Source organism: Kitasatospora sp. NPDC057904, from assembly GCF_042887925.1.
Taxonomy (GTDB): Bacteria; Actinomycetota; Actinomycetes; order Streptomycetales; family Streptomycetaceae; genus Kitasatospora.
Genome location: NZ_JBHVOL010000001.1, coordinates 1,185,661 through 1,206,670, shown reverse-complemented (window position 1 = coordinate 1,206,670; position 21,010 = coordinate 1,185,661). Strand labels below are relative to the sequence as shown.

At 74.3% G+C, this 21,010-nt stretch carries 13 protein-coding genes; 8 read left to right on the top strand and 5 right to left on the bottom strand.

Translation table 11 applies throughout. The features are described from left to right. The first annotated feature begins 202 nt into the window (after nucleotides 1-202). The 4 genes from ACFVSN_RS05485 (at nucleotide 203) to ACFVSN_RS05470 (ending at nucleotide 6,188) form a co-directional block, all read left to right on the top strand. The gene (locus tag ACFVSN_RS05485; protein ID WP_387597926.1) at nucleotides 203-2,830 is read left to right on the top strand and encodes a SpoIIE family protein phosphatase; all 2,628 of its coding nucleotides are present in this window, start codon (nucleotides 203-205) and stop codon (nucleotides 2,828-2,830) included. A gap of 62 nt (nucleotides 2,831-2,892) precedes the next feature. Beyond that, a complete protein-coding gene (locus ACFVSN_RS05480; protein WP_387953709.1) occupies nucleotides 2,893-5,091 on the top strand; it encodes a glycoside hydrolase domain-containing protein in 2,199 nt (732 codons plus the stop codon). Between the two features lie 17 nt (nucleotides 5,092-5,108). Continuing rightward, entirely contained in the window at nucleotides 5,109-5,432 is a 324-nt protein-coding gene (locus tag ACFVSN_RS05475) for a hypothetical protein (RefSeq protein WP_380441514.1), read from the top strand. A gap of 54 nt (nucleotides 5,433-5,486) precedes the next feature. Further along, a complete protein-coding gene (locus ACFVSN_RS05470) occupies nucleotides 5,487-6,188 on the top strand; it encodes a hypothetical protein (RefSeq protein ID WP_387597917.1) in 702 nt (233 codons plus the stop codon). A 67-nt stretch (nucleotides 6,189-6,255) separates the two neighbouring features. On the opposite strand, the gene ACFVSN_RS05465 is transcribed toward ACFVSN_RS05470, so the two are convergent. Together ACFVSN_RS05465 and ACFVSN_RS05460 are read right to left on the bottom strand one after the other, a co-directional pair. Then, the gene (locus ACFVSN_RS05465; protein WP_380441510.1) at nucleotides 6,256-7,422 is read right to left on the bottom strand and encodes a trypsin-like serine protease; all 1,167 of its coding nucleotides are present in this window, start codon (nucleotides 7,420-7,422) and stop codon (nucleotides 6,256-6,258) included. Between the two features lie 68 nt (nucleotides 7,423-7,490). Further along, on the bottom strand, nucleotides 7,491-8,372 hold the full coding sequence (locus ACFVSN_RS05460) for a hypothetical protein (protein ID WP_387597913.1): 882 nt from the start codon (nucleotides 8,370-8,372) through the stop codon (nucleotides 7,491-7,493). Nucleotides 8,373-8,672: 300 nt separating this feature from the next. On the opposite strand from ACFVSN_RS05460, the gene ACFVSN_RS05455 reads away from it, so the two are divergent. Beyond that, nucleotides 8,673-11,021, top strand: a complete 2,349-nt coding sequence (locus ACFVSN_RS05455) for an ATP-binding protein (RefSeq protein ID WP_387953707.1) — start codon at nucleotides 8,673-8,675, stop codon at nucleotides 11,019-11,021. Nucleotides 11,022-11,152: 131 nt separating this feature from the next. Here ACFVSN_RS05455 and pntB read toward each other — a convergent pair whose 3' ends face one another. Both pntB and ACFVSN_RS05445 read right to left on the bottom strand, forming a co-directional pair. Continuing rightward, nucleotides 11,153-12,613 (bottom strand): Re/Si-specific NAD(P)(+) transhydrogenase subunit beta, encoded by a 1,461-nt coding sequence (pntB, locus tag ACFVSN_RS05450; protein WP_380509208.1) that lies wholly within the window; start codon nucleotides 12,611-12,613, stop codon nucleotides 11,153-11,155. 5 nt (nucleotides 12,614-12,618) lie between these two features. Next, the gene (locus ACFVSN_RS05445) at nucleotides 12,619-14,256 is read right to left on the bottom strand and encodes a Re/Si-specific NAD(P)(+) transhydrogenase subunit alpha (protein ID WP_387597907.1); all 1,638 of its coding nucleotides are present in this window, start codon (nucleotides 14,254-14,256) and stop codon (nucleotides 12,619-12,621) included. Nucleotides 14,257-14,509: 253 nt separating this feature from the next. Between ACFVSN_RS05445 and ACFVSN_RS05440 the strand changes: the two genes are divergently transcribed. After that, entirely contained in the window at nucleotides 14,510-16,288 is a 1,779-nt protein-coding gene (locus tag ACFVSN_RS05440) for a gamma-glutamyltransferase family protein (protein ID WP_387597904.1), read from the top strand. 178 nt (nucleotides 16,289-16,466) lie between these two features. Here ACFVSN_RS05440 and ACFVSN_RS05435 read toward each other — a convergent pair whose 3' ends face one another. Then, complete coding sequence (locus ACFVSN_RS05435; protein ID WP_387597901.1) at nucleotides 16,467-19,328, bottom strand: hypothetical protein; 2,862 nt, start codon at nucleotides 19,326-19,328, stop codon at nucleotides 16,467-16,469. 467 nt (nucleotides 19,329-19,795) lie between these two features. Here ACFVSN_RS05435 and ACFVSN_RS05430 point away from each other — a divergent pair, with 467 nt between their 5' ends. After that, entirely contained in the window at nucleotides 19,796-20,737 is a 942-nt protein-coding gene (locus ACFVSN_RS05430; protein WP_387597898.1) for a hypothetical protein, read from the top strand. Further along, the gene (locus ACFVSN_RS05425; RefSeq protein ID WP_387597896.1) at nucleotides 20,734-21,003 is read left to right on the top strand and encodes a hypothetical protein; all 270 of its coding nucleotides are present in this window, start codon (nucleotides 20,734-20,736) and stop codon (nucleotides 21,001-21,003) included. The genes ACFVSN_RS05430 and ACFVSN_RS05425 overlap by 4 nt, the downstream gene beginning before the upstream one ends. Nucleotides 21,004-21,010: the final 7 nt, after the last annotated feature.

Below are 21,010 nucleotides of genomic sequence, written 5' to 3'. Positions count from 1 at the left end.
GCACGACGTTCCCGTCCGACGTTTCCGCCCGCGCCCGGGGCGGGATCATGGGGGTATGGCCGCGGACCAGGGCCCCACGCCCCGGCTGCCCCCGGGCCGACCGGGTGGCCGCCGGGAGCGGCGACACCCGAATCCGGTACCGCGGGAACCTCCGGCGCGGCGCCCGCGGTCGGTGCTGGGGATCCGCAGCGTCGCCGGCCAGATGTTCGTCCTCCAGGTGCTGATCGTCCTGCTGCTCGTGGTGGTGGCCGTCGTGGCGCTGCTGGTGCAGTCCCGCAGCGACCGGTTCGACGCGGCCCGTGACCGCTCGCTCGCCGCCGCCGAGAGCTTCGCCCACGGTCCGGGCCTGGTGGCGACGATGGAGGGGCCGAATCCCAGCGCCGTCCTCCAGCCGCTGACCGAGGCGGCCCGCAAGGCGGCCATGGTCGACTTCATCGTGGTCACCGACCGCAACGGCATCCGCTACACCCACCCCGAGCCGCAGCTGATCGGCAAGAAGTTCGTCGGCACCATCGGTCCTTCGCTGGAGGGCAAGGTCACCGTCGAGCAGGTGCACGGGCCGCTCGGCCAGGAGTACCAGGTCGTCGTGCCGGTCGAGGACTCCGGCGGCGCCGTCGTCGGGATCGTGTCCTCCGGGATGAAGGTCGCCAACGTCAGCAGCGCGATCGACCGCCAGCTGCCGGTCGTCCTCGGGGCCGGCGCCGTCGCGCTCGGCGTCGCCACGGGCGGGACGGCGCTGGTGGGGCGGCGGCTCCTGCGCCAGACCCACGGCCTGGGGCCGGAGGAGATGACGCGGATGTACGAGCACCACGACGCCGTGCTGCACGCGGTGCGCGAGGGCGTGGTGATCGTCAGCGGGGACGGCCGGATCCTGCTCGCCAACGACGAGGCGCGGCGGCTGCTCGACCTGCCCGCCGACGCGGAGGGGCGCGCCGTCACGGACCTCGGCCTCGCCGCGCGCACCGCCGAACTGCTGGTGTCCGGCCGCGAGGTGAGCGACGAGGTGCTCCCCGTCGGCGAGCGCCTGCTGGCCGTCAACACCCGGCCCACCGACAGCGGGGACGGCCCGGCCGGCAGCGTCACCACGCTGCGCGACTCCACCGAGCTGCGCGCCCTCGCGGGGCGGGCCGAGACCGCCCGCGGCCGGCTGCGGATGCTCTACGACGCGAGCGTCGCCATCGGCACGACGCTGGACGTGCGGCGCACCGCGGACGAACTCGCGGGGATGGCCGTCCGGGAGTTCTGCGATTTCGCGACCGTCGACCTCGCCGAGGCGGTCCTGAGCGGTGAGGAGCCGCGGACGCCGGCCGTCGGCGAGCCGGTCGAGCTGCGGCGGGTCTCGGTCGACGGGATCAGGGACGACTCGCCGCTGTACCCGCGGGGGGAGCTGGTCCGGTGGGCCGGGAGCACCCCGCAGGCGGAGGGTTTCGTCGGCGGGCGCTCCACGCTGGTGCCCGAGCTGGCGGCCGACGCGGGGTGGCGGCGGCAGGACACCGAACGCACCCAGGCGGTGCTGGAGTTCGGCCTGGGCTCGCTGATCGCGGTGCCGCTGACGGCGCGGGGCGTGCTGATGGGCGTCGCGTGCTTCTGGCGCGGCCGGGAGCGGGGTCCGTTCGAGGAGGACGACCTGTCGCTGGCCGAGGAGCTGACCGCCCGGGCCGCCGTGTCGGTCGACAACGCCCGCCGTTTCACGCGCGAGCACACGATGGCCGTCACGCTCCAGCACAGCCTGCTGCCGCGGGCCCTGCCCGAGCAGAGCGCCGTCGACGTCGCCCACCGCTACCTGCCGGCCCAGGCGGGGGTCGGCGGGGACTGGTTCGACGTGATCCCGCTGCCGGGCGCCCGGGTCGCGCTGGTCGTCGGCGACGTGGTCGGCCACGGCCTGCACGCCGCCGCGACCATGGGCCGGCTGCGCACCGCCGTCCAGAACTTCTCCACCCTCGACCTGCCGCCGGACGAACTCCTCGGGCACCTGGACGAGCTGGTCACCCACATCGACCAGGAGACGGCGGATTCCGACGGGGAGCACGCGATCACCGGCGCGACGTGCCTCTACTGCATCTACGACCCGACGACCGGGATCTGCGCCCTGGCCCGGGCCGGGCACCCGCCGCCCGCGCTCGTCCACCCGGACGGGACCGTGGAGCTGCCGGTGCTGCCGGCCGGTCCGCCGCTCGGTCTGGGCGGAATGCCGTTCGAGGCCGCGGAGTTGCGGCTGGCCGAGGGCAGCAGCCTGGTGCTCTACACCGACGGCCTCATCGAGGACCGCACCCGCGACGTCGGGGTCGGCCTGGACCTCCTCACCGAGACCCTCGGCCGTCCGGGCCGCTCGCCCCAGGAGGTCTGCACCGCCGTGCTCGACGTCCTGCTGCCCGCGCGGCAGAGCGACGACATCGCGCTCCTCGTCGCCCGCACCCGGGTGCTGGCTCCGGAGCGGATCGCCGGGTGGGAGGTCAGCGCCGAGTTCGAGGCGGTGGCGGAGGTCCGCGCCGAGGCCGTCCGGCGGCTCGGCGACTGGGGCCTGGACGAGGCCGGGTTCGTCACCGAGCTGGTGCTCAGCGAGCTGGTGACGAACGCCATCCGCTACGGGACCGGACCGATCCGGGTGCGGCTGCTGTACGACCGCACGCTGATCTGCGAGGTCTCCGACACCGGCAGCACCTCCCCGCACCTGCGCTACGCGGCCGACGAGGACGAGGGTGGGCGCGGCCTGTACCTGGTGGCCCGGCTCACGGACCGCTGGGGCGTGCGCTACACCGCCGAGGGCAAGATCATCTGGGCCGAGCAGTTCCTGCAATCCGATCGCCAAGGCCAGGAAAAGCCCTGGTAAAGTTCGTGGCCGTGCCGCGGCGGAGGAGCCGTGGCGAGGCGCGAACGGGGGGATCGCAGCCCATGGCTGACGAGATGGTCCGGCTGGCTCAGAGGTTCGTCAACACGACCTACAACAACGGTGCCACGCTTGGGATTTCGAAGCTGGACGAGGACGGCCGCACCGGCTGGACGGTGATGTACGCGCTGACCCGCGCGCTCCAGTACGAGATGGGCATCACCTCCCTCTCGAACTCCTTCGGCCCGACCACGCTGTCGACGCTGCAGGCCAAGTACCCGAAGCTGGACGAGACGACCGTCCCGTCCGCGAACTTCTGCCGGATCCTGCAGGCCGCCCTGTACTGCAAGGGCTACGACGGCGGCGAGATCGACGGCACGTACAACGGCCGGGTCAGGGCGGCGGTCGCCAAGCTCAAGCTCCACATGGGCCTCGACGGGGTGTTCCCTGGCAGCTCGCTCGAACCCAAGGTCGTCAAGGGCCTGCTCACCATGGACGCGTACGTCACCGTCGGCGACGGGACGGACGGCATCCGGGCCATCCAGCGCTGGCTGAACGGCCGTTACGTCAACCGCAGGGACTTCTTCGTGATCCCCTGCGACGGGCACCACTCGCGGGACGTCGCCAAGTCGATGCTCTTCGCGATCCAGTACGAGATCGGCATGGCCGACGGCACCGCCAACGGCGCGTTCGGGCCCGGCACCCAGGCGGGGCTCAAGAGCCACACCGTCTCGGCCGGCGCCACCGGCACCTGGCCGATGCTGTTCACGGCGGCGATGGTCCTCAACCGGCGGGACGTCGCGTTCGGCGACTTCACGGCCGCCGTGAAGAGCGGGGTCGAGGCGTTCCAGTCCTTCGTCAAGCTGCCGGTCACCGGCGTCGGCGACTTCCAGACCTGGGCCTCGCTGCTCGTCTCCTACGGCGACCAGAGCCGGCGCGGCAGCGCCTGCGACGGCGTCACCAAGATCACCCCGGCCCGCGCGCAGGCCCTCAAGGACGCCGGCTACCAGTACGTCGGCCGGTACCTGTCCAACCCGTCGACCACCAGCCTGCCGGAGAAGCAGATCCAGCCCGGCGAGCTGGACACCATCAGGCAGTACGGGCTGCGCTGCTTCCCGATCTACCAGACGTGGAGCCGGTCGGCCGACTACTTCAGCTACAACCAGGGCACCAGCGACGCGTTCCGCGCGATCGAGTGGGCGCGCTTCCACGGCTTCAAGGCCGGCACGACGATCTACTTCGCGGTCGACTACGACGCCATGGACGGCGAGGTCAGCAGCTATGTCATCCCGCACTTCCGCGGCGTGCACCACACCGTGAGCGAGAACTCGTCCTACCAGGTCGGCGTCTACGGGCCGCGCAACGTGTGCCAGCGGGTGGCCGACGCGGGCTTCGCCCGGACCAGCTTCGTCTCCGACATGTCCAGCGGCTTCTCCGGCAACCTCGGCTACCCGATGCCGAGCAACTGGGCGTTCGACCAGATCGCCACCGTCACGGTGGGCAGCGGCGCGTCGGCCATCGAGATCGACACCGACATCGCCTCCGGCCGGGACACCGGCCAGGGCGACTTCGACCCCGGCGCCGGCACCGTCGCCGGGCTCGACACCGACCTCGACAAGACCGCCTACCGCGACGCCATGCTGCGCGACGTGCAGGGCTACCTCACCTCGATCGGCGTGCCGGAGACCGGCGGCGACGGCTGGACGGACAAGGACTGGGCCACCCTCGGCGGCGTCTCCACCACCAAGGCCTTCGACCTCGTGCTCAGCGCCGACTGGCTGTTCACCGCGCTCGCCCGCGAGTTCAAGCTGCGCAAGGCGCTGATCCAGGCCCCCGTGCTGTGGGAGCTGCGCAAGCTCAACGCGCTCGACGTGGCCGCCGACGCCGCCGTCCGCAACGGCCTCAAGGACGACTGCAGCACCGGCTGGGGCCAGATCTTCGCCCGGATCGCCATCGAGGCCCGCAACCACTGCCTGAGCGAGGGCCTGATCAACGGGACGAAGCTCACCGAGGCCAACCTGCGGGAGGTCTGGGACAACCTCCAGGACCCGGCCTACAACATCCGCTCGGTCACCTACCTGACGATCTACAACTCCCGCCAGCTCGGCATCGCCCGGCCCGGACTGACCACCGGCCAGGCCGACACCCAGGCACTGCTCGCCCGCTACAACGGCCTCGGCGACGCGGCGCAGCAGTACGGCCGCGAGCTGATCGGGCTGTACAACGTGCTGGAGAACTGCAACCTGCTGTCGCGCAGCAAGTGAGCCCGGGGCACGAGCACATGCGCACGTACTCGCCGGCCGCCGCCGCCCTGAACCTGCTGCTGGGGCTGCCCGCCGTCGTGCCGGTCTGGCTGCTCTGGTACTTCGCCGCCAACTGGCCGCTCGCCGCCCTGGGTTGGACCACGCGGGAGCCGACCGAGAACGACGGCGTCCTGCCGATGCTGCTGGTCCTGGTCCCGGTGGTGGGGGTGTTCACGCTGCTGTGGTGGCTCGCCAACCGGGCCGTGCGGCGGCGGACGGCCCCGGGCTCGGGCCGGGCGTACTGGCCGGTCAGCGCGCTGCTGCTGCTCGTGCCCACGCTCGTGCTGATCGTCGTTCTGTAGCAGACGGCGTACCGGAAGACGGAAGACATAGGGGGACACAAGGAAATGGAAGACGTGCAGATCGGATTCACGCGGCGGGCCGCGGTCAAGGGTGCCGCCGTCGTCGGCGCGGCCACGGCCCTGGGCGCGCTGCTCCCCGGCACCGCCTCGGCGGCGCCGTCGAAGGGGACGGCCGAGCCGGGCGTCCCGGCGAAGAAGCTCCCGACCAGTGCCAACGGCTGGACGATCGAGAAGGAGGCGAACCACGTCTCCACGGTCTGGACCCGCCCGGTGGCCGGCACGGGCCTCACCGTCGACATCCGGATCGGTGACGCGGAGGAGATCCTCGTCCACGTGATCCGGCGCTTCCACTACGAGGTGGAGGAGCTCCCGAGCGGCGACCTGCTCGGCTGGCAGGCGATCGGCGGCCTGCGCGCGGGCGCCGCGGAGTCGAACCTCGCCTCCGGCACCGCCGTGCGCATCCGCCCCGGCGCCTCGGCGAAGGGCGGGCTCTTCGCCCACCAGGAGCTGGTGCTGCGGGACATCCTCGCCGAGTGCGAGGGCGTCGTGCGCTGGGGCGGGGACGACGCCGAGGTGGACGAGTCGCTGTTCTACCTCGTCCCCGGCCCGGAGGACCGCCGGGTGCGGCAGTTGGCCGACCGCCTGCGCGGCTGGGGCGCCCGTCCCGGCGAGGGTGCGGGCACCCCGGTGGACGTGCTCGCCCCGGCCCGCCGCAGCGAGGCCGACCGGCTCGCCCGGGCGCAGCGCGCGTCCTGACGGTCCGTCAACGCGGCCCGGCCCGCCGTCGCGCAGGGGCGACGGCGGGCCGGGCGTCCGTGAGGGGTCACCAGAACTGCTGGTTGGTCCATCCGTTGCAGTCCCACAGCTGGACCTTCATCCCGTTGTGGTAGCCGCCGGATATGTCCGCGTCGAGGCACTTGTTGTTGTAGGCGCTCTTGATCGTGTAGCCGTCGATGATCCAGGTCTCGTTCGGGGCGGTCCAGGTGTGGCAGGGCTGGAGAAGCACCGGCATCCCGTTGTAGCTCCCGTGGCTGATGTCGGCGCTCATGCAGTAGTTGTTGCGGTCGTTGAAGATGTGGTCCTTCAGCGTGTACCAGAACTGGTTGCGCCAGCCGTTGCAGTCCCAGAGCTGGACCTTCATCCCCGGGACGTGGTCGCCGTTGGCGACGTCCCCGTCCATGCACTTGCCGTTGACGTAGAAGGGCGCGTGGTCGCGGTCCTCCTTCATCTGCTGGATCCAGTTGGAGAACGCGGCGACCCGGGTGTAGGTGCCGGGGTAGCCGGCCTGGTCGCAGCCGTTGTTGCCGCCGCCGGAGATGATCCCGATGACCCAGCCGTTGCGGATCAGCGGACCGCCGCTGTCGCCGTTGCAGGCGTCGTGCTTGGCGTCGCCGGCGCAGATCATCTGGCCGACCCGGTACATGCCGCCGTAGGGGCGGGTGCAGGCCGAGTCCGGCAGGATCGGGACCATCGACGAGCGGAGCCGCTCCCGGGGGTCGCCGTGGCTGTCGACGTTCTCCAGTGACCAGCCGAGGATCAGGCCCTGCCCGCTGAGGGTCTCGTCGGCCGGGATGTGCGCGAACGGGATCGTCGGCACGCCGACCATCGAGTTCTGCAGCGTCACCACGGCGACGTCGCCCTGGTGGATGTCGTACGTCTTCCAGGGACCGGTCTCCTGGTCGGGGTAGAACTGGGGGCTGATGTCGATCCGGGCGATGCGGTAGGCGGTGCCGCCCTGGAGGATGTTCGTCTGCCCCTGCACGACCGCGGAGTGGTCGATCTTGCTCTGGTACTCCCGGCCGCAGTGCCCGGCCGTCAGGACCTTGTCCGGCGCGATCAGGACGCCGCCGCAGCTGTAGCTGAAGAGCGGGTACTTGCTGGTGTCCTGGAAGTGGACCATCCACGGGTACTGCCCCGTCGTGGCCGGTCCGCCGCCGGTGACCGCCGTCGCGGGGGTCGCGATCCCGGCGAAGGCCAGCGTCAGCAGCATCGAGACGGCGACCACTGCTGCCCGGAGTGCCCTCCGTGCGAGGGAGTTCGGTGCTTTCGTCCTGGTGATCACCGGCAGTACCCCCCGGAGTACTCGGACGCCGGGAAGACCGGCGCCAGGGACTTGACCTTCACGCACTTGTGGTCGCTGTCGGCGTTCCACGCCACCCGGGAGATGTTCCCGGCGACCATGGCGCCGATCAGGTTGAACGGCGGCGGGGCGAACGCGAACATGGCCGCGGTGAAGCCCGCGTCGGAGGCCATGTGCGAGGTCTCGTTGCGGTTGAAGTACACCGTGCCGGTGATCCAGCCCCAGGTGTAGTGCGGGTCGGCCACGACCGGGAACGCGGCGCCGCGGGTGTCGACGTGCTGGGTGACGGTGTCACCGTCGACCGTATAACTGGTCGGCAGCGCACGGCCGTTGGCGTCGTACGCCCACGGCGCGCTGATCCGGCTGTCGGCCCGGCCGGTCGTCCGGTCGACCAGCAGGACGCCGCCGAGCGGATCGGCGACCAGCCGGCCGTCGAAGCCGTCGACGGTGAAGCTCACGTCGGTCGCGGCGCGCGCGGTGCGGAGCACGAAGACGTGCGAGACGGCGGTGGTGTCGGTGATGACGGCGCTGTCGGTGTCCGGCAGCGCGTCGGGCGACACCGCCACCTGCGAACGGACCTGCGAGGCCGCGCCCTTGGCGCCCTTCAGTGCGATCCGGGCGGGCGCCTGCGACTGCCCGGCCGCCCGTGACTGCTCGGCTGCCCGTGACTGCTCGGCCGCCGCCTCGGCCCTGGCCGAAGCGTGCCCGGTGGCGGGCAACAGGCCCTGGACGCGCCCGAGTTCGGCGAGCACCCGCTGCGTGGCCGGCGTCGCCGCGCCGGCCGGCTGGGCCAGCGCGAGGCCCGCGAGCCCGACCACGCCGGCGACACCCGCCGCCAGCGCGGACTTGATGCGTTTCACGATTCCCCCTGGTCTTCCTGGATCTCCTGGACTTCCTGGTCTTCCTGGTCCTCGGTGTGCGGTGCTGCCCCGGACGCCACGGGCACGGCGGGTGCCGCAGGTCTTGCGGGCCCGAGGGGTCCTTGGGATCCTTCGCGTACCGCCGGGTACCGGCATCCGGGCGGACACGAGTCTTGGCCCGGCGGGGTCGGCGGTCCATGGCGTAACCCCTGCGTTCGGCCTGCGTTCCCCGCGCCACGCCCTGGCATGGAACATGCCATAGTTGGCGGCGGCATCTCGGCGGGGGCGATGGGGGTTGTCGTGCGTTTCGGGGACATGGTGCGCGAATACCGGCTGCGCCTCGGGTGGACCCAGGAGGGCCTCGCCGAACGGTCGGGCGTCTCCACGCACGCGATCGGCATGCTGGAGGCGGGCCGGCGCAACCCCCGGCTGAAGTCGGTCGCCGCGCTCGCCGACGCGCTGGGGCTGGCAGACGGCGACCGGGCCGAACTGATCGCCGCGGCCCGGGCGGAGCCGGCCCGTGCGGAGCCGGCCGGGCCCCGGACGGACGCCGGCGCCAACGCCGGCGCCAACGCCGGCGCCAACGCCGGCGCCAACGCCGGCGCCAACGCCGGCGCCAACGCCGGTGCCGACGTCGAGACCGGCGCGCCACGCCCGGCAGCCGTCCGGGCTCCCGCTCAACTCCCGGCGGACCTAGCGGACTTCACCAGCCGCACGGCAGCACTGGAAGCCGTCCGGCACGCGCTCGGCCGCGACGGCACCGCCGGGCGGACCCCGGTGCTCGTGGTCACCGGCCCCGGCGGGATCGGCAAGACCAGCCTCGCCGTGCACGCCGCACACGCGCACCGGGACCGCTACCCCGACGGCCAGCTGTTCGCCAACCTGCGCGGCGCCGACCAGGCGCCCGTACCCGCCGCCGAGGTCGCCGCGCGCCTCCTGCGGGCGCTCGGCGTGAGCCCCACCGACGTCCCCCCGGTACTCGACGAACGCGCCGCCCTCTACCGGAGCCTGCTGACCGGCCGGCGCGTCCTGATCGTGCTCGACGACGTGCTCGACGGCGCCCAGATCCGGCCCGTGCTCCCGGCCAGCAGCGGCTGCGCGGTGCTGCTCACCAGCCGCAGCCGGCTGCCCGAACTCGACTGCGTGGAGCGGATCGAGCTCGCCGCGTTCACCGACACCGAGGCCAGGGACCTGCTCGGCCGCATCGCCGACCCCGCCGTGCTGTCCTCGGAACCGGACGCGACCACCGAACTGCTCGCCCACTGCGCCGGCCTGCCGCTCGCGCTGCGCATCACGGGCAGCCGGCTCGTCACCGAACCCGGCCGCACGGTGCGGATGCTGGCCGAGCGGCTCGCCGACGCGCGCGGACGGCTGGACGAACTCCGGGTCGGCGACCGCGCGGTGCGGGTCAGTTTCGAGGCCAGCTACGCCCACCTCGCCCCCGACCAGGCCGCCGCGTTCCGGCTGCTGGCCCTGGTGCCCGGCCGGTCGGTCGGGGTGCCGGCCGCCGCCGCGCTGCTGGACCGCGACCCGGCGCCCAGCGAACGGCTCCTCGCCGAACTGACCGCCCACCACCTGCTCCAGGCGCCCGAGTCCGGCCGCTACGGCTTCCACGACCTCATCCGGCTCTACGCCCAGGAGCGCGCCCGCAATGAGGACGCCCCGGCCGGGCGCCTCGCCGCCGAACGGCGCCTCGCGCTCTGGTACCTGCACGCCTCCCGCCGGGCCGGGATGCTCCTCGTGCCGCACGCCCGCCTCGCCCCCGCCGCACCGCCCCCGCCCGGCCTGCCGCAGCCGGACTTCGACGGCGCCGAGGCGGCCATGGCCTGGTACGAGACCGAACGCGCCAACCTCGTCGACCTCGTGCGGCACGCCGCCGGCCGGGACGACGACCCGCTGTGCTGGCAACTCGCCCACAGCCTCTGGCCGTTCTTCACCCTGCGCAAGTACTGGGGGGACTGGAACAACGCCACCGGGCTCGCCCTCGACCACGCCCGCCGCTCGGCGGACCGCACCGGCGAGGCCCTCATGCTCGTCCAGGCCGGCACCCTCGCCCACGCCCAGGGCGACTACCGCGAGGCCATCACCCGCTACCGGCACGCCGACGGCCTCCTCGGCGACGGCGACCCGGAGGCCACCGCCATGATCGAGGCCAACCTGGGCGTCAGCCACCGCCAGCTCCAGGACTACGAGACGGCCATCGGCCACCTCACCCGCGCCGCCGACGCCTTCCGCACCGCCGGCGACCGCTACGGCGAGGCCGTCTGCCTCCTCAACCTGATCCCCGCCTACCGTGTCCTCGGCCGGTCCGACCCCGCACTCGTCAACTGCCGCCTCGCGCTGGCCGCCTTCCAGGCGCTCGGCTCCCGCTACGGCGAGGGCCACGCCCTGCACGTCACCGCCCAAGTCCTCCAGGACACCGGCGACTTCGCGAGGGCCCTGGACCTGGCCGGGCAGGCCGTGGCGATCCGCGAGGACATCGGCGACCGCGACGGCACCGCGTCCGCGCTGGAACAGCTCGGCATCATCCGCCGGCACCTCGGCCAGGCCGCGGCCGCCGCCGAGGCGTGGCGCCGCAGCCTCGCCCTCTACGAGGAACTCGGCTCCCCGAAGGCCGAGAACGTCCGGCGGCTGCTGACGAAGGGCTGAGCGGGCGGTTCGTGCGGTGGGCGGGCGGGCCCGAGGGCGGGCCGGTGGGCCGGTGGGCGGACCGTCCGGGCCCGGTGCCCGGGCGGTCCGTCGCGTCCGTCGACCGGCCGCGTCCGCCGACCCGCCGTTCGCTAACCCGCCGCCGTCGTCTGGCGGACGGCGGCGGCCGGACCGCCGTGGCCCTCGGGCAGGGCCCGGAGGATCGCCTCCACGCTCTGCCGGGCGTCGCCGAACAGCATGCCGGTGTTCTCCCGGAAGAACAGCGGGTTCTGCACGCCGGCGTAGCCGGAGGCCATCGACCGCTTGAAGACGATCACCTGCTCCGCCTCCCACACCCGCAGCACGGGCATGCCGGCGATCGGGCTGGACGGATCGTCGGTGGCGGCCGGGTTGACGGTGTCGTTGGCGCCGATGACGAGGACGACCGAGGTCGCGGCGAGGTCGTCGTTGATCTCGTCCATCTCCAGGACGATGTCGTACGGCACCTTCGCCTCGGCCAGCAGGACGTTCATGTGCCCGGGCAGACGGCCCGCCACCGGGTGCACGCCGAACCGCACCCCGATCCCGCGCTCGCGCAGCCGCCGGGTCAGCTCCGCCACCGGGTGCTGCGCCTGGGCCACCGCCATGCCGTAGCCGGGCGTGATGACCACGGACCGGGCCGCGGCGAGCAGCCCGGCGGCCTCCTCCGCGCGGATCTCGCGGTGCTCGCCCTGCTCCTGCGCGGAGCCCGACGGAGCCTCGATGCCGAACCCGCCCGCGATGACCGACAGGAACGAGCGGTTCATGGCCTTGCACATGATGTACGACAGGTAGGCGCCGGAGGACCCGACCAGGGCCCCGGTGACGATCAGCAGGTCGTTGTCGAGCAGGAACCCGGCCGCCGCCGCTGCCCAGCCCGAGTAGCTGTTCAGCATGGAGACGACGACGGGCATGTCGCCGCCGCCGATCGAGGCGACGAGGTGCCAGCCCAGGGCGAGCGCCAGGACGGTGACCGCGATCATGAGGCCGAGACCCGGGCTGGCCGTGAACCAGGCCGTCAGCACCGCGAACGCGGCCAGCGCGCCCACGTTGAGCGCGTTCTTGCCCGGCAGCACCAGCGGGCGCGAGGCGATCCTGGCGGACAGCTTCAGGAAGGCCACGATCGAGCCGGTGAACGTGACCGCGCCGATGAACACGCCGATGAAGACCTCGGCGTGGTGGATGCCCAGCAGGTCCCCGGCCACCCGGGTCTGGGCGGACCCGTGGGACTCGACCTCCAGGTAGCCGTTCCAGCCGACCAGGACGGCGGCGAGGCCGACGAAGCTGTGCAGCACGGCGATGAGCTCGGGCATCTGCGTCATCTCGACCCGCCGCGCCCGCCACAGGCCCGCCGCCCCGCCGAGCACCATCGCGAGGACGATCAGCGCGACCGCGCCGGCGGAGACGTCCCGCGCCGCCAGCACGACGGTGGCGACCAGGGCGAGGGCCATGCCGGCGATGCCGTAGACGACGCCTGCCCGGGAGGTCCGGTGCTGGGACAGCCCGGCCAGGCTGAGGACGAACAGCAGCGCGGCGACCAGGTCCGCGGCGTGGGAGGCCGTCGTGGAAGTCATCGGACTCAACGCCTTTCGGAGGACGGCTGGGACGACGGGGACGACTGGGACGGCTGGGAGGTGGGGGAGATCGAGAACATCGACAGCATGCGGCGGGTGACGGCGAAGCCGCCGAAGACGTTCACGCTCGTCAGCAGGACCGCCACGAAGGACAGCGCCGTCACGAGCCGGCTCTCGTGCCCGATCTGGAGCAGGGCACCGATCACCACGATCCCGGAGATCGCGTTCGTCACCGACATCAGTGGGGTGTGCAGGGCGTGGTGGACCTTGCCGATGACGTAGTAGCCGATGACCACGGCAAGTGCGAACACCGTGAAGTTCCGGGCCAGTTGGGCCGGCGCGAAGGCGATCAGGAGGAAGGTCGCCAGCATCCCGAGGCCGATCAGCCCGAAGCGCAGCGGCGGGGTGAGCCGGGACGGCTTCGGGCCGATCTGCGCGGCAGCCGCTTGGCCGGTGGCAGCGGCGGTGGTGGCTGTGCCGACGGTGGCGGCCGACACGGCCACGGGCGGCGGCGGCCAGGTGACCTCGCCCGCCCGGACGACCGTCACCGCCCGCTGCACCACGTCGTCGAAGTCGACGGCCAGCCGCCCGTCCCCGCCCGGCGTCAGCAGCTTCAGCAGGTTCACCAGGTTGGTGCCGAACAGCTGCGAGGCCTGGGCGGGCAGCCGGGCCGTCAGGTCGGTGTAGCCGATGATGGTGACCCCGTTGTCGGTGACCACGGCGCGTCCGGGCACGGTGCCCTCGACGTTGCCGCCCTGCGCCGCGGCCATGTCGACGATGACGCTGCCCGGCCGCATCGCCGCCACGTCCTCGGCCGTGAGCAGCCGGGGCGCCGGCCTGCCGGGGATCAGCGCGGTCGTGACGACGATGTCCACGTCCCGCGCCTGCTCGTGGTAGAGCGCGGCGGCGGCCCGGTCGTACTCGGCCGACGTCGCCCTGGCGTAGCCGTCCGAGCCCGCCTCCTGGGCGACCTCCACGGCCAGGTACTCGCCGCCCAACGACCTAACCTGGTCGGCGACTTCGGGCCGCGGATCGGTCGCCCGGACGATCGCGCCGAGGCTGGACGCCGCACCGATCGCGGCCAGCCCGGCCACACCGGCGCCCGCCACCAGGACCTTGGCCGGCGGCACCTTGCCCGCGGCGGTGACCTGCCCGGTGAAGAACCGCCCGAACACGTGGGCCGCCTCGATCACCGCCCGGTACCCGGCGATGTTGGCCATCGAGCTGAGCACGTCCATCGACTGCGCCCGGGAGATCCGCGGGACCGCGTCCAGCGCCAGCGCGGTGACGCCGCGTGCCGACAGCGCCTTCAGCAGTTCGGGGCGCTGCGCCGGTGCGAGCAGGGCGACGAGGGTCGCGTCCTCACCCAACCGGGCGATCTCGTCGCCCGACGGCGGGTTGACCTTCAGGACGACCTCGGCCGCCCAGGCGTCGCCGATGCGCGCGCCGGCCTCGGCGTACGCCGCGTCGGTGAAGCCGGAGGCCGTCCCGGCCCCCGACTCGACGACGACCTCGTAGCCGAGCCCGAGCAACTGCCGCACCGTCGGTGGCGTCGCCGCGACGCGGGTCTCCCCGACGCTCGACTCGGCGACCACACCGACGCGCTGGGGTGGATGGTGGTGGACCGGCACCTGTGCAGACATGTCTGGTACCTCTCTTCGCCGGAGGCGCTGCGGACCGGAGCAACTGCGATCGAGGGGGAGTCGGGATCCCCGCCCGGTGGTCGCTGGAACGTACACCTACCCACCCTGCGGGCCCATGGAGCGAACCAGTGACGATCCTCACCCTCCGGAGCAGCGCGGCTCCGGGCGGTGGCGGTGGTGACAGGACGGTCGGCAGTGGACACGATGGGTGCCAACCGGAGACGGCGGGGGCTTCAGGATGGGAGGGGTACCGGTGTTCACGACTCGACCGACCTTGCAGGGGACGTTCGGGATGGTCTCGTCGACGCACTGGCTGGCGTCGGCGGCCGGCCAGGCGGTGCTGGAGGACGGCGGGAACGCGTTCGACGCGGCCGTGGCCGCCGCGTTCACGCTGCACGTCGTCGAACCGCACCTGAACGGGCCCGCGGGCGAGGTGCCGATCATCCTCGCGCCCGCGGACGGGCCGGTGCGGGTGCTGTGCGGGCAGGGGCCCGCGCCCGCCGGGGCGAGCATCGGGCACTACCGCTCGCTCGGCCTGTCCCTCGTCCCGGGGACGGGACCGCTGGCGGCCGCCGTGCCCGGGGCGTTCGACGCCTGGCTGCTCCTGCTGCGCGACCACGGCACCAAGCGGCTGGCGGAGGTCCTGCGGTTCGCCATCGGGTACGCCGAGCACGGGCACCCGGCGGTCGAGCGGATCGGGGCGACCGTCGAGACCGTCCGGGAGCTCTTCGAACGGGAGTGGACGAGCTCGGCGGAGCTCTACCTGCCCGGCGGGCACGCGCCGCGCCCCGGCGCGCTGCTCACCAACCCGCCGCTCGCCGCGACCTGGCGGCGCCTGGTCGCCGAGGCCGAGGCCGCCGGGAGCGGGCGCGAGGCGCAGATCGACGCGGCGCGCCGGGTCTGGCGGGAGGGCTTCATCGCCGAGGCACTGGCCGGCTTCGCGGCCCGTCCCGCGCTGGACACCTCCGGAGAGCGCCACGCGGGCACCCTGACCGGCGACGACCTCGCGGCCTTCGAAGCGCACTACGAGGAGCCGGTCACGCACACCTGGAACGGGTGGACGGTCGCCAAGCCGGGACCGTGGAGCCAGGGCCCGGTGTTCCTCCAGCAACTCGCCCTGCTGCCGGACGACTTCGGGACGCTGGACGGGGCCGAGTACGTCCACACACTCGTGGAGGGCACCAAGCTCGCCATGGCCGACCGCGAGGCCTGGTACGGCGACGCGTTCGGCGACGCCGCCGAGGTGCCGCTCAAGGCGCTCCTGTCGCCCGGGTACAACGACGACCGCCGTGCCCTGATCGGCGGCCGGGCGTCCTACGACCTGCGGCCCGGCAGCCCCGAGGGCCGTGCGCCCAGGCTCGCCGAGTACGCCCCCGCCGAGGCGGCGCCCGGCTCCGGCGAGCCCACCGTCGCCAGGGACGGCGGCACCCGCGGCGACACCTGCCACGTGGACGTCGTGGACCGCTGGGGCAACCTCGTCTCCGCCACCCCGAGCGGCGGCTGGCTCCAGTCCAACCCCGTCGTCCCGGGACTCGGCTTCCCGCTCGGCACCCGCCTCCAGATGGCCGCCCTCACCCCCGGACTGCCCAACTCCCTCACCCCCGGCCGCCGTCCGCGCACCACCCTCTCGCCGTCCCTCGCCCTGCGCGGCGACCGGCCCGTCCTCGCTTTCGGCACACCGGGCGGCGACCAGCAGGACCAGTGGAGCCTGCACTTCCTCCTCGCCCTCGCCCTGCGCCCGCCGATGCGCGGCGGGCTCGACCTCCAGGGCGCGATCGACGAGCCGAACTGGCACACCGAGAGCTTCCCGAGCTCCTTCTATCCGCGCGCCGGCCGGCCCGGCAGCCTCTTCGTCGAGTCCCGCCTCGGCCCGGACGTCATCGAGGGCCTGCGCCGGCGCGGCCACGACGTCACCGTCGGGGGCCCGTGGTCGGAGGGCCGCCTGTGCGCCGTCGCCCGCGACCCCGAGACCGGCGTCCTGTCGGCGGCCGCCAACCCGCGCGGCATGCAGGGCTACGCCGTGGGCAGGTGACGCCCACCCGAGGGACGTTCCAGGGGAGTTCCAGACGTTCCAGGGGCGATATCGGGGTGATCACCGCTGCTGCGCGCTGAACTCGACGGGGACCGGCGATGACCTGCCCTGCGTCCAGGCGCTCGTCAGCGCCGGGCCCGGCGGCCGAGGACCGGGCCGTCCGCCGGAGCCGGGCAGGTCACGGGCCGGCGCCGGGGCGGGCGGGCAGGGCGGTGCCGGGCGTCAGGCGGAAGCGTTCCGGTCCGGTGACCGGGCGGCGGTCGGCCGGGGCCGTGCCGTCGCGGCGCTCCAGCCAGGCCCGCAGGCGGTCCCGGGCACTGCGGTCGCGTGCGGCGTCGGCGGTGGCCGGGGGCGTGCTGGTGGTCTCGCGCAGCAGGACGCGGGCGGGGCGGGTCGTGCCGTCGCCGGGGACGGTGTCGAGGACGGTGAAGGTGGTGCCGGGGGAGAAGACGACCTGCGGTACCTCGCCGTCGGCGGCGAACACGGCCGTCCGGCGCCCGGTTGTCGACCACACGGCGAACTCCACCGGCGTGCCGAGGTCGGCCGCGGGTGACGAGACGCCGGTGACCGGCGCCGGCTCGACGAGGACCAGTCCCGGAGGGTAGGCGTCGAGGATCTCGGGCGGGACGTCGGCGCCGAGCAGCACCGCGCCGTGGTGGCTCGGCAGGCGGCGCAGGCCCGACGCCAGGCAGGCGAGGTAGGGCGCGAGCGGGCCGGGCGCGCCGCTGCGGGCCCCGGCGACCAGCGCGGCCGGGCCGGCGGGCACGTCGGCGCCCTCGTGGTGCAGCAGCACGGCGACCAGGTCGGGCTTGAGGTCGTCCCGGCCGGTCGAGCGCAGGCCCGGCAGGCGGGTGACGGCCGGTTCGACCCGGCCGGCGCCGCGCTGGTAGTGGTCGCCGAGGAGCGAGCGGAAGGCGTCCCGGTCGGCGGCGCTGCTCACGGGGGCGAGCGGCGGGACGTCGGCGGGGGTGAAGTAGCGGGCCGTGAGGGCGATCGGCTGGGCGGGTGCTTCGGGCTGCTCCGGCACCTCTGCGGCCTCTGCCACCTTGGGCGTCCCTGCCACCTCGGGCGCCTCTGCCACCTCCGGCTCCGCGGGCTCCTCCGGCTCCGGGGCCACGGGCGGTTCAGGCGTCGGGGCTGCGGCGGGCTCGGTGGGGGCGGCGGGTTCGGTGGAGGCGGTGGGCCGTTCGGCCGGGCGCTCGGTGGCGGGAGACCCGGCCGGAGCGGTGGCGCTCGCCGTCGCCTCCGCCGTCAATGGGCTCGCGGCGGTGGCCGGCCGGCTCGCCGGCGCCGCGCCACTGCTCGTGGCGAGTCCGGCGGGCGGGGCGGCCGGGGGAGCGAGCTCCGGATCGGCGGGTGTGACCCGTCCCGTCACGAACCCCTCGTTCCGGTGCGCCGGCAGGGCGAAGCGTTCCGGAACGTTCGGCGCGCTCGGGGTACCCGGCCTGCTCGGCCCGCTCGGCGTGCCGAGGCCGCCGCCCACCGCGTACGTCGTGGGGAGAGCCGGAGCCGGGAGACCGTTCTGCGTGCGGGCGGGCGGGTTGAGCCACACCAGGCCGTGCATCCGTGCGAAGAACCGGGCGCTGCTCTCGGACGCCGTGTCGACCAGGCCGTGTAGCAGCAGCCCGAAACCCCGTGCGCCGTCACCGGGCAACTGGTCCAGCAGGGCGGACAGTTGCTCCCACACGTCGTGCGGGATCAGTCGGGCCTGCTCGCCCACCACGAGCAGCGGGCGGGCCGGGTCCGGGCGCAGGAAGCGTGGCGCCCACGCGTACGGCGGCTCGGGGCGCAGCCAGAGCCCGGCCGGCACGGCCTCCAGGCACCAGAACGGGAAGGCGCGGAACAGTCCGGGGCCGACGGTGTCCCACCCGGCGCCGCCGTTGCGCCAGGCGGTGCTGACGGTGTCGTGACGGCTGCCGGAGGTCAGCCGGATCAGGTACGGCTCCCAGGTGGTGGCGCCGCGGTGGTCGAGCACCCGGGTGGTGAACGCGCCGTCGCCCGCGACCGGGAGGCCGACCGCGGCGTGCACGGGCCGGCCGAGCCGCTCGGCGAGCGTGCCGGACAGGGCGGCGAGCGCTCCCGGGTCCGCCCACGGCGCGCTCACGAGGAGCTGGTCGGAGCCGGTCGGCAGGGACAGCGCGGCGTCGGCGAACTCCTCGGGGGTCAGGACGGGTTGGGTGGGCGTGCCGACGAGCAGCGGCGTCGTGCCGGGCGGTGTCGCGAGCTGCTCCAGGAACGGCATCCCGGCCTCCGGGCGGGCCGTCGCGTGGCTGAGCCAGAAGCCGTTGGCGAGGCGCTGGACGACGACCGAGGCGGGCAGCGTGGTCGGGCGCGCCGCGGCGACCGTACGGGTGGGGACGGGGGTGGGGACGGGGACGGCGGGCGGCGGCCACGCGGCCGGCCCGGTGGCGCCCCACGCCGGACCGGCCGGCGCCGGCCACGTCGTCGGCTCGGGTTCGGGCGGCGCCTGGCCGGGTCCGACGGCGGTCGCCGCCTCGACGGTCTCCCGCAGCCGCCGCGGACGGCCGCCCGGCGGGCAACTCCACCACGCGGCGGGCTCGGTGGCACCCTCGGGCGCGGTCACCTTGAGGGTGCCGTCGGGCTGGATGGACACCAGACCGTCCGGGGCCACGACCGGCAGTCCGGCCTTGTCGGCGACCACCTCGGCGGGGCGCCGCCCACCCGGGCCCAGCGCGGCGAGACCGGAGGCGGCGAGGATCAGCCGGGCAGCGCCCCGGGTCCGGGCGATCAGCCCGAGCTCGGCCATCTGCTCGCGCAGCACCGGCGCGGCGTCGGCCGCCGCCGCCACGACGACGAGGGCGTCCGGCACCGGCCGCAGGCTGCCCATCGCCGCCGCCAGCTCGTCGTCGCCCACCTCACGCGGGGCGATGACGTAGTGCGGCCCGAACGGCCGCAGGATCGACCGCGACGGCCCCCGCCGCCCGGCCGGTACGGGCGGTGGAGCGGACGGCGCCCCACGACGGCCGAACCGGCGGCGCAGAGCCGGTGCGGACGAGGCCCCGGACTGCGGCGCACTCATCGCGCCACCCGGCCGGCGGGCGGTATCGCGGGCGCCGGGCGCCGGCACGTGATCGGCGTTCCGGCGGCGCGCCGGCCGGCGTCCGTCTGCCGGTGGGGCGGGAAGGGCGCTCCGGCGACGGCGCGGACCACGTCCGTCGGCCGGTGCGTACGCCCGGCCCGGGCGGAGGTCCGGTGAGGTTCCACCTCGGCCATCGGCGTACGCCTCCCCTGATCGTTCGTCGGGACCCACCCGGTCGGTGCCCCGCCCAGCTATACGGCCCGCGCCCGCCCGGCGGTTCACCACCGGCCGGTCGCCGGCGCCCGGCCGGAGCCGCGGACCGGTGCCGCCCCGGCCGGGTGCGGGCGCCCATTCGTCCGACGTGACGCAGATCACGTCCCGATCCTCCGGATTCTTTGCCGTTGTGCCGTGCTCCCGTCCCCGGAAGTAGAGCCTGCTCGTACGAGTCGCAGAGGAGAGTCATCGCCGTGTGCATCGACGGTGTGTGCATCGAGTTCCGGCCGGGCCCGGGGCTGCCCCGGCAGTTCCTGACCGACGTGAACTACCGAGGGGCCGACCGGCGCGGGCGGGAGCGCTGCCAGTCGGTGCTGGTCGTGCCCGGCGCGGACCGGGCAGACCCGCACCTGATCATCAAGCTGCTGTACATCACCAGGAACCGGCCCGCGCAGATGCTTCGGATCTTCGGGTTCGACGACGTGGCGGACGCCATGACGACGGCCGGTCTGGACACCGCACTCGCCGAGGTGCCGCCCGCTTCGGTCGCTGTCCTGCTGATCGGTCTGGCCAGGTCGATCAGGCACCTCGGCTCCCCGCCACCGCCGCCCGCCCGGGCGGCTCTCGTCGCGGCCCTGGCCGCCCGCTTCGCGGCCCTCGTGGGAGACCTCGAAGGCGTGGACGACTTCACCCGCAGGGTGCTCGGCAGGGCGCGGCCGGAGGAGTGGCGAGAGGGAGTGATCGACGCGCTCCTGGGCGATTGGGTGGACGGCCTCGGGGACTGCCGCAGCGATCCCGAGCTGGTGGCGCTCCTCGACCGTTGCGCGAAGGAGGAACGCAAACGGTGGCTGCCGTTGTGGAACCGGGGGACGAGGAACGGCCCCACCCGGCTGACCAGCGTCACGATCGGCGCGGGCGTGACCCTGGAGGACGCGCTCACCGACCACCGCAGCGCCGAGGACGTGGTCCTGCGGCACGAGTTCGACGACGAGCGGATCGGAGCGGTCCTGCGCGGCCTGACCGCCGACGAGGCCGCCGTCGCCGTCCGGCTCGCGCGGGACGGCGGGAGCTGGCTCCAGGCGGCCGTCGAAGCGGGCCTGCCGCCCTCGTACGGCGACCGGGTGCGCCGAAAGCTCCGGCGCCGGGGCGCCCTCCACGCCGAGCGCACCGCCGCGGCCGCGAGGACGGCCCGATGAGCGACCTGTTGCGAGCCGCGTTGCCCGAGTTCCTCGCGGGCCTCGCCACGGCTGCCGTCGTCGCGGTCCTCCGGGCGTTCCGGAACCGGTGGCGACGGCCGGCCCGTCGTCCCGACGTCGGCCTCGGCGTCGAAGCCGAGGCCGAGAGCGGACGCCGGACGCCGGCGGCGACGCCGGGTCCGGGCACGCGGCCGGGCGGGAGCGGCCGGTTACCGCAGCCGGAACAGGGCCACCGCTTCGTCGATCCGCCCGAGCTCCAGGAGTAGCCCCGCC

What these genes read in the sequence shown, in the direction of transcription:
- ACFVSN_RS05475 (WP_380441514.1), top strand. Translation starts at nt 5,109, where the DNA reads ATGCGCACGTACTCGCCGGCCGCCGCCGCCCTGAACCTGCTGCTGGGG.
- ACFVSN_RS05445 (WP_387597907.1), bottom strand. Translation starts at nt 14,256, where the DNA reads ATGTCTGCACAGGTGCCGGTCCACCACCATCCACCCCAGCGCGTCGGT.
- ACFVSN_RS05465 (WP_380441510.1), bottom strand. Translation starts at nt 7,422, where the DNA reads ATGCTGCTGACGCTGGCCTTCGCCGGGATCGCGACCCCCGCGACGGCG.
- pntB (WP_380509208.1), bottom strand. Translation starts at nt 12,613, where the DNA reads ATGACTTCCACGACGGCCTCCCACGCCGCGGACCTGGTCGCCGCGCTG.
- ACFVSN_RS05480 (WP_387953709.1), top strand. Translation starts at nt 2,893, where the DNA reads ATGGCTGACGAGATGGTCCGGCTGGCTCAGAGGTTCGTCAACACGACC.
- ACFVSN_RS05435 (WP_387597901.1), bottom strand. Translation starts at nt 19,328, where the DNA reads ATGAGTGCGCCGCAGTCCGGGGCCTCGTCCGCACCGGCTCTGCGCCGC.
- ACFVSN_RS05485 (WP_387597926.1), top strand. Translation starts at nt 203, where the DNA reads ATGTTCGTCCTCCAGGTGCTGATCGTCCTGCTGCTCGTGGTGGTGGCC.
- ACFVSN_RS05425 (WP_387597896.1), top strand. Translation starts at nt 20,734, where the DNA reads ATGAGCGACCTGTTGCGAGCCGCGTTGCCCGAGTTCCTCGCGGGCCTC.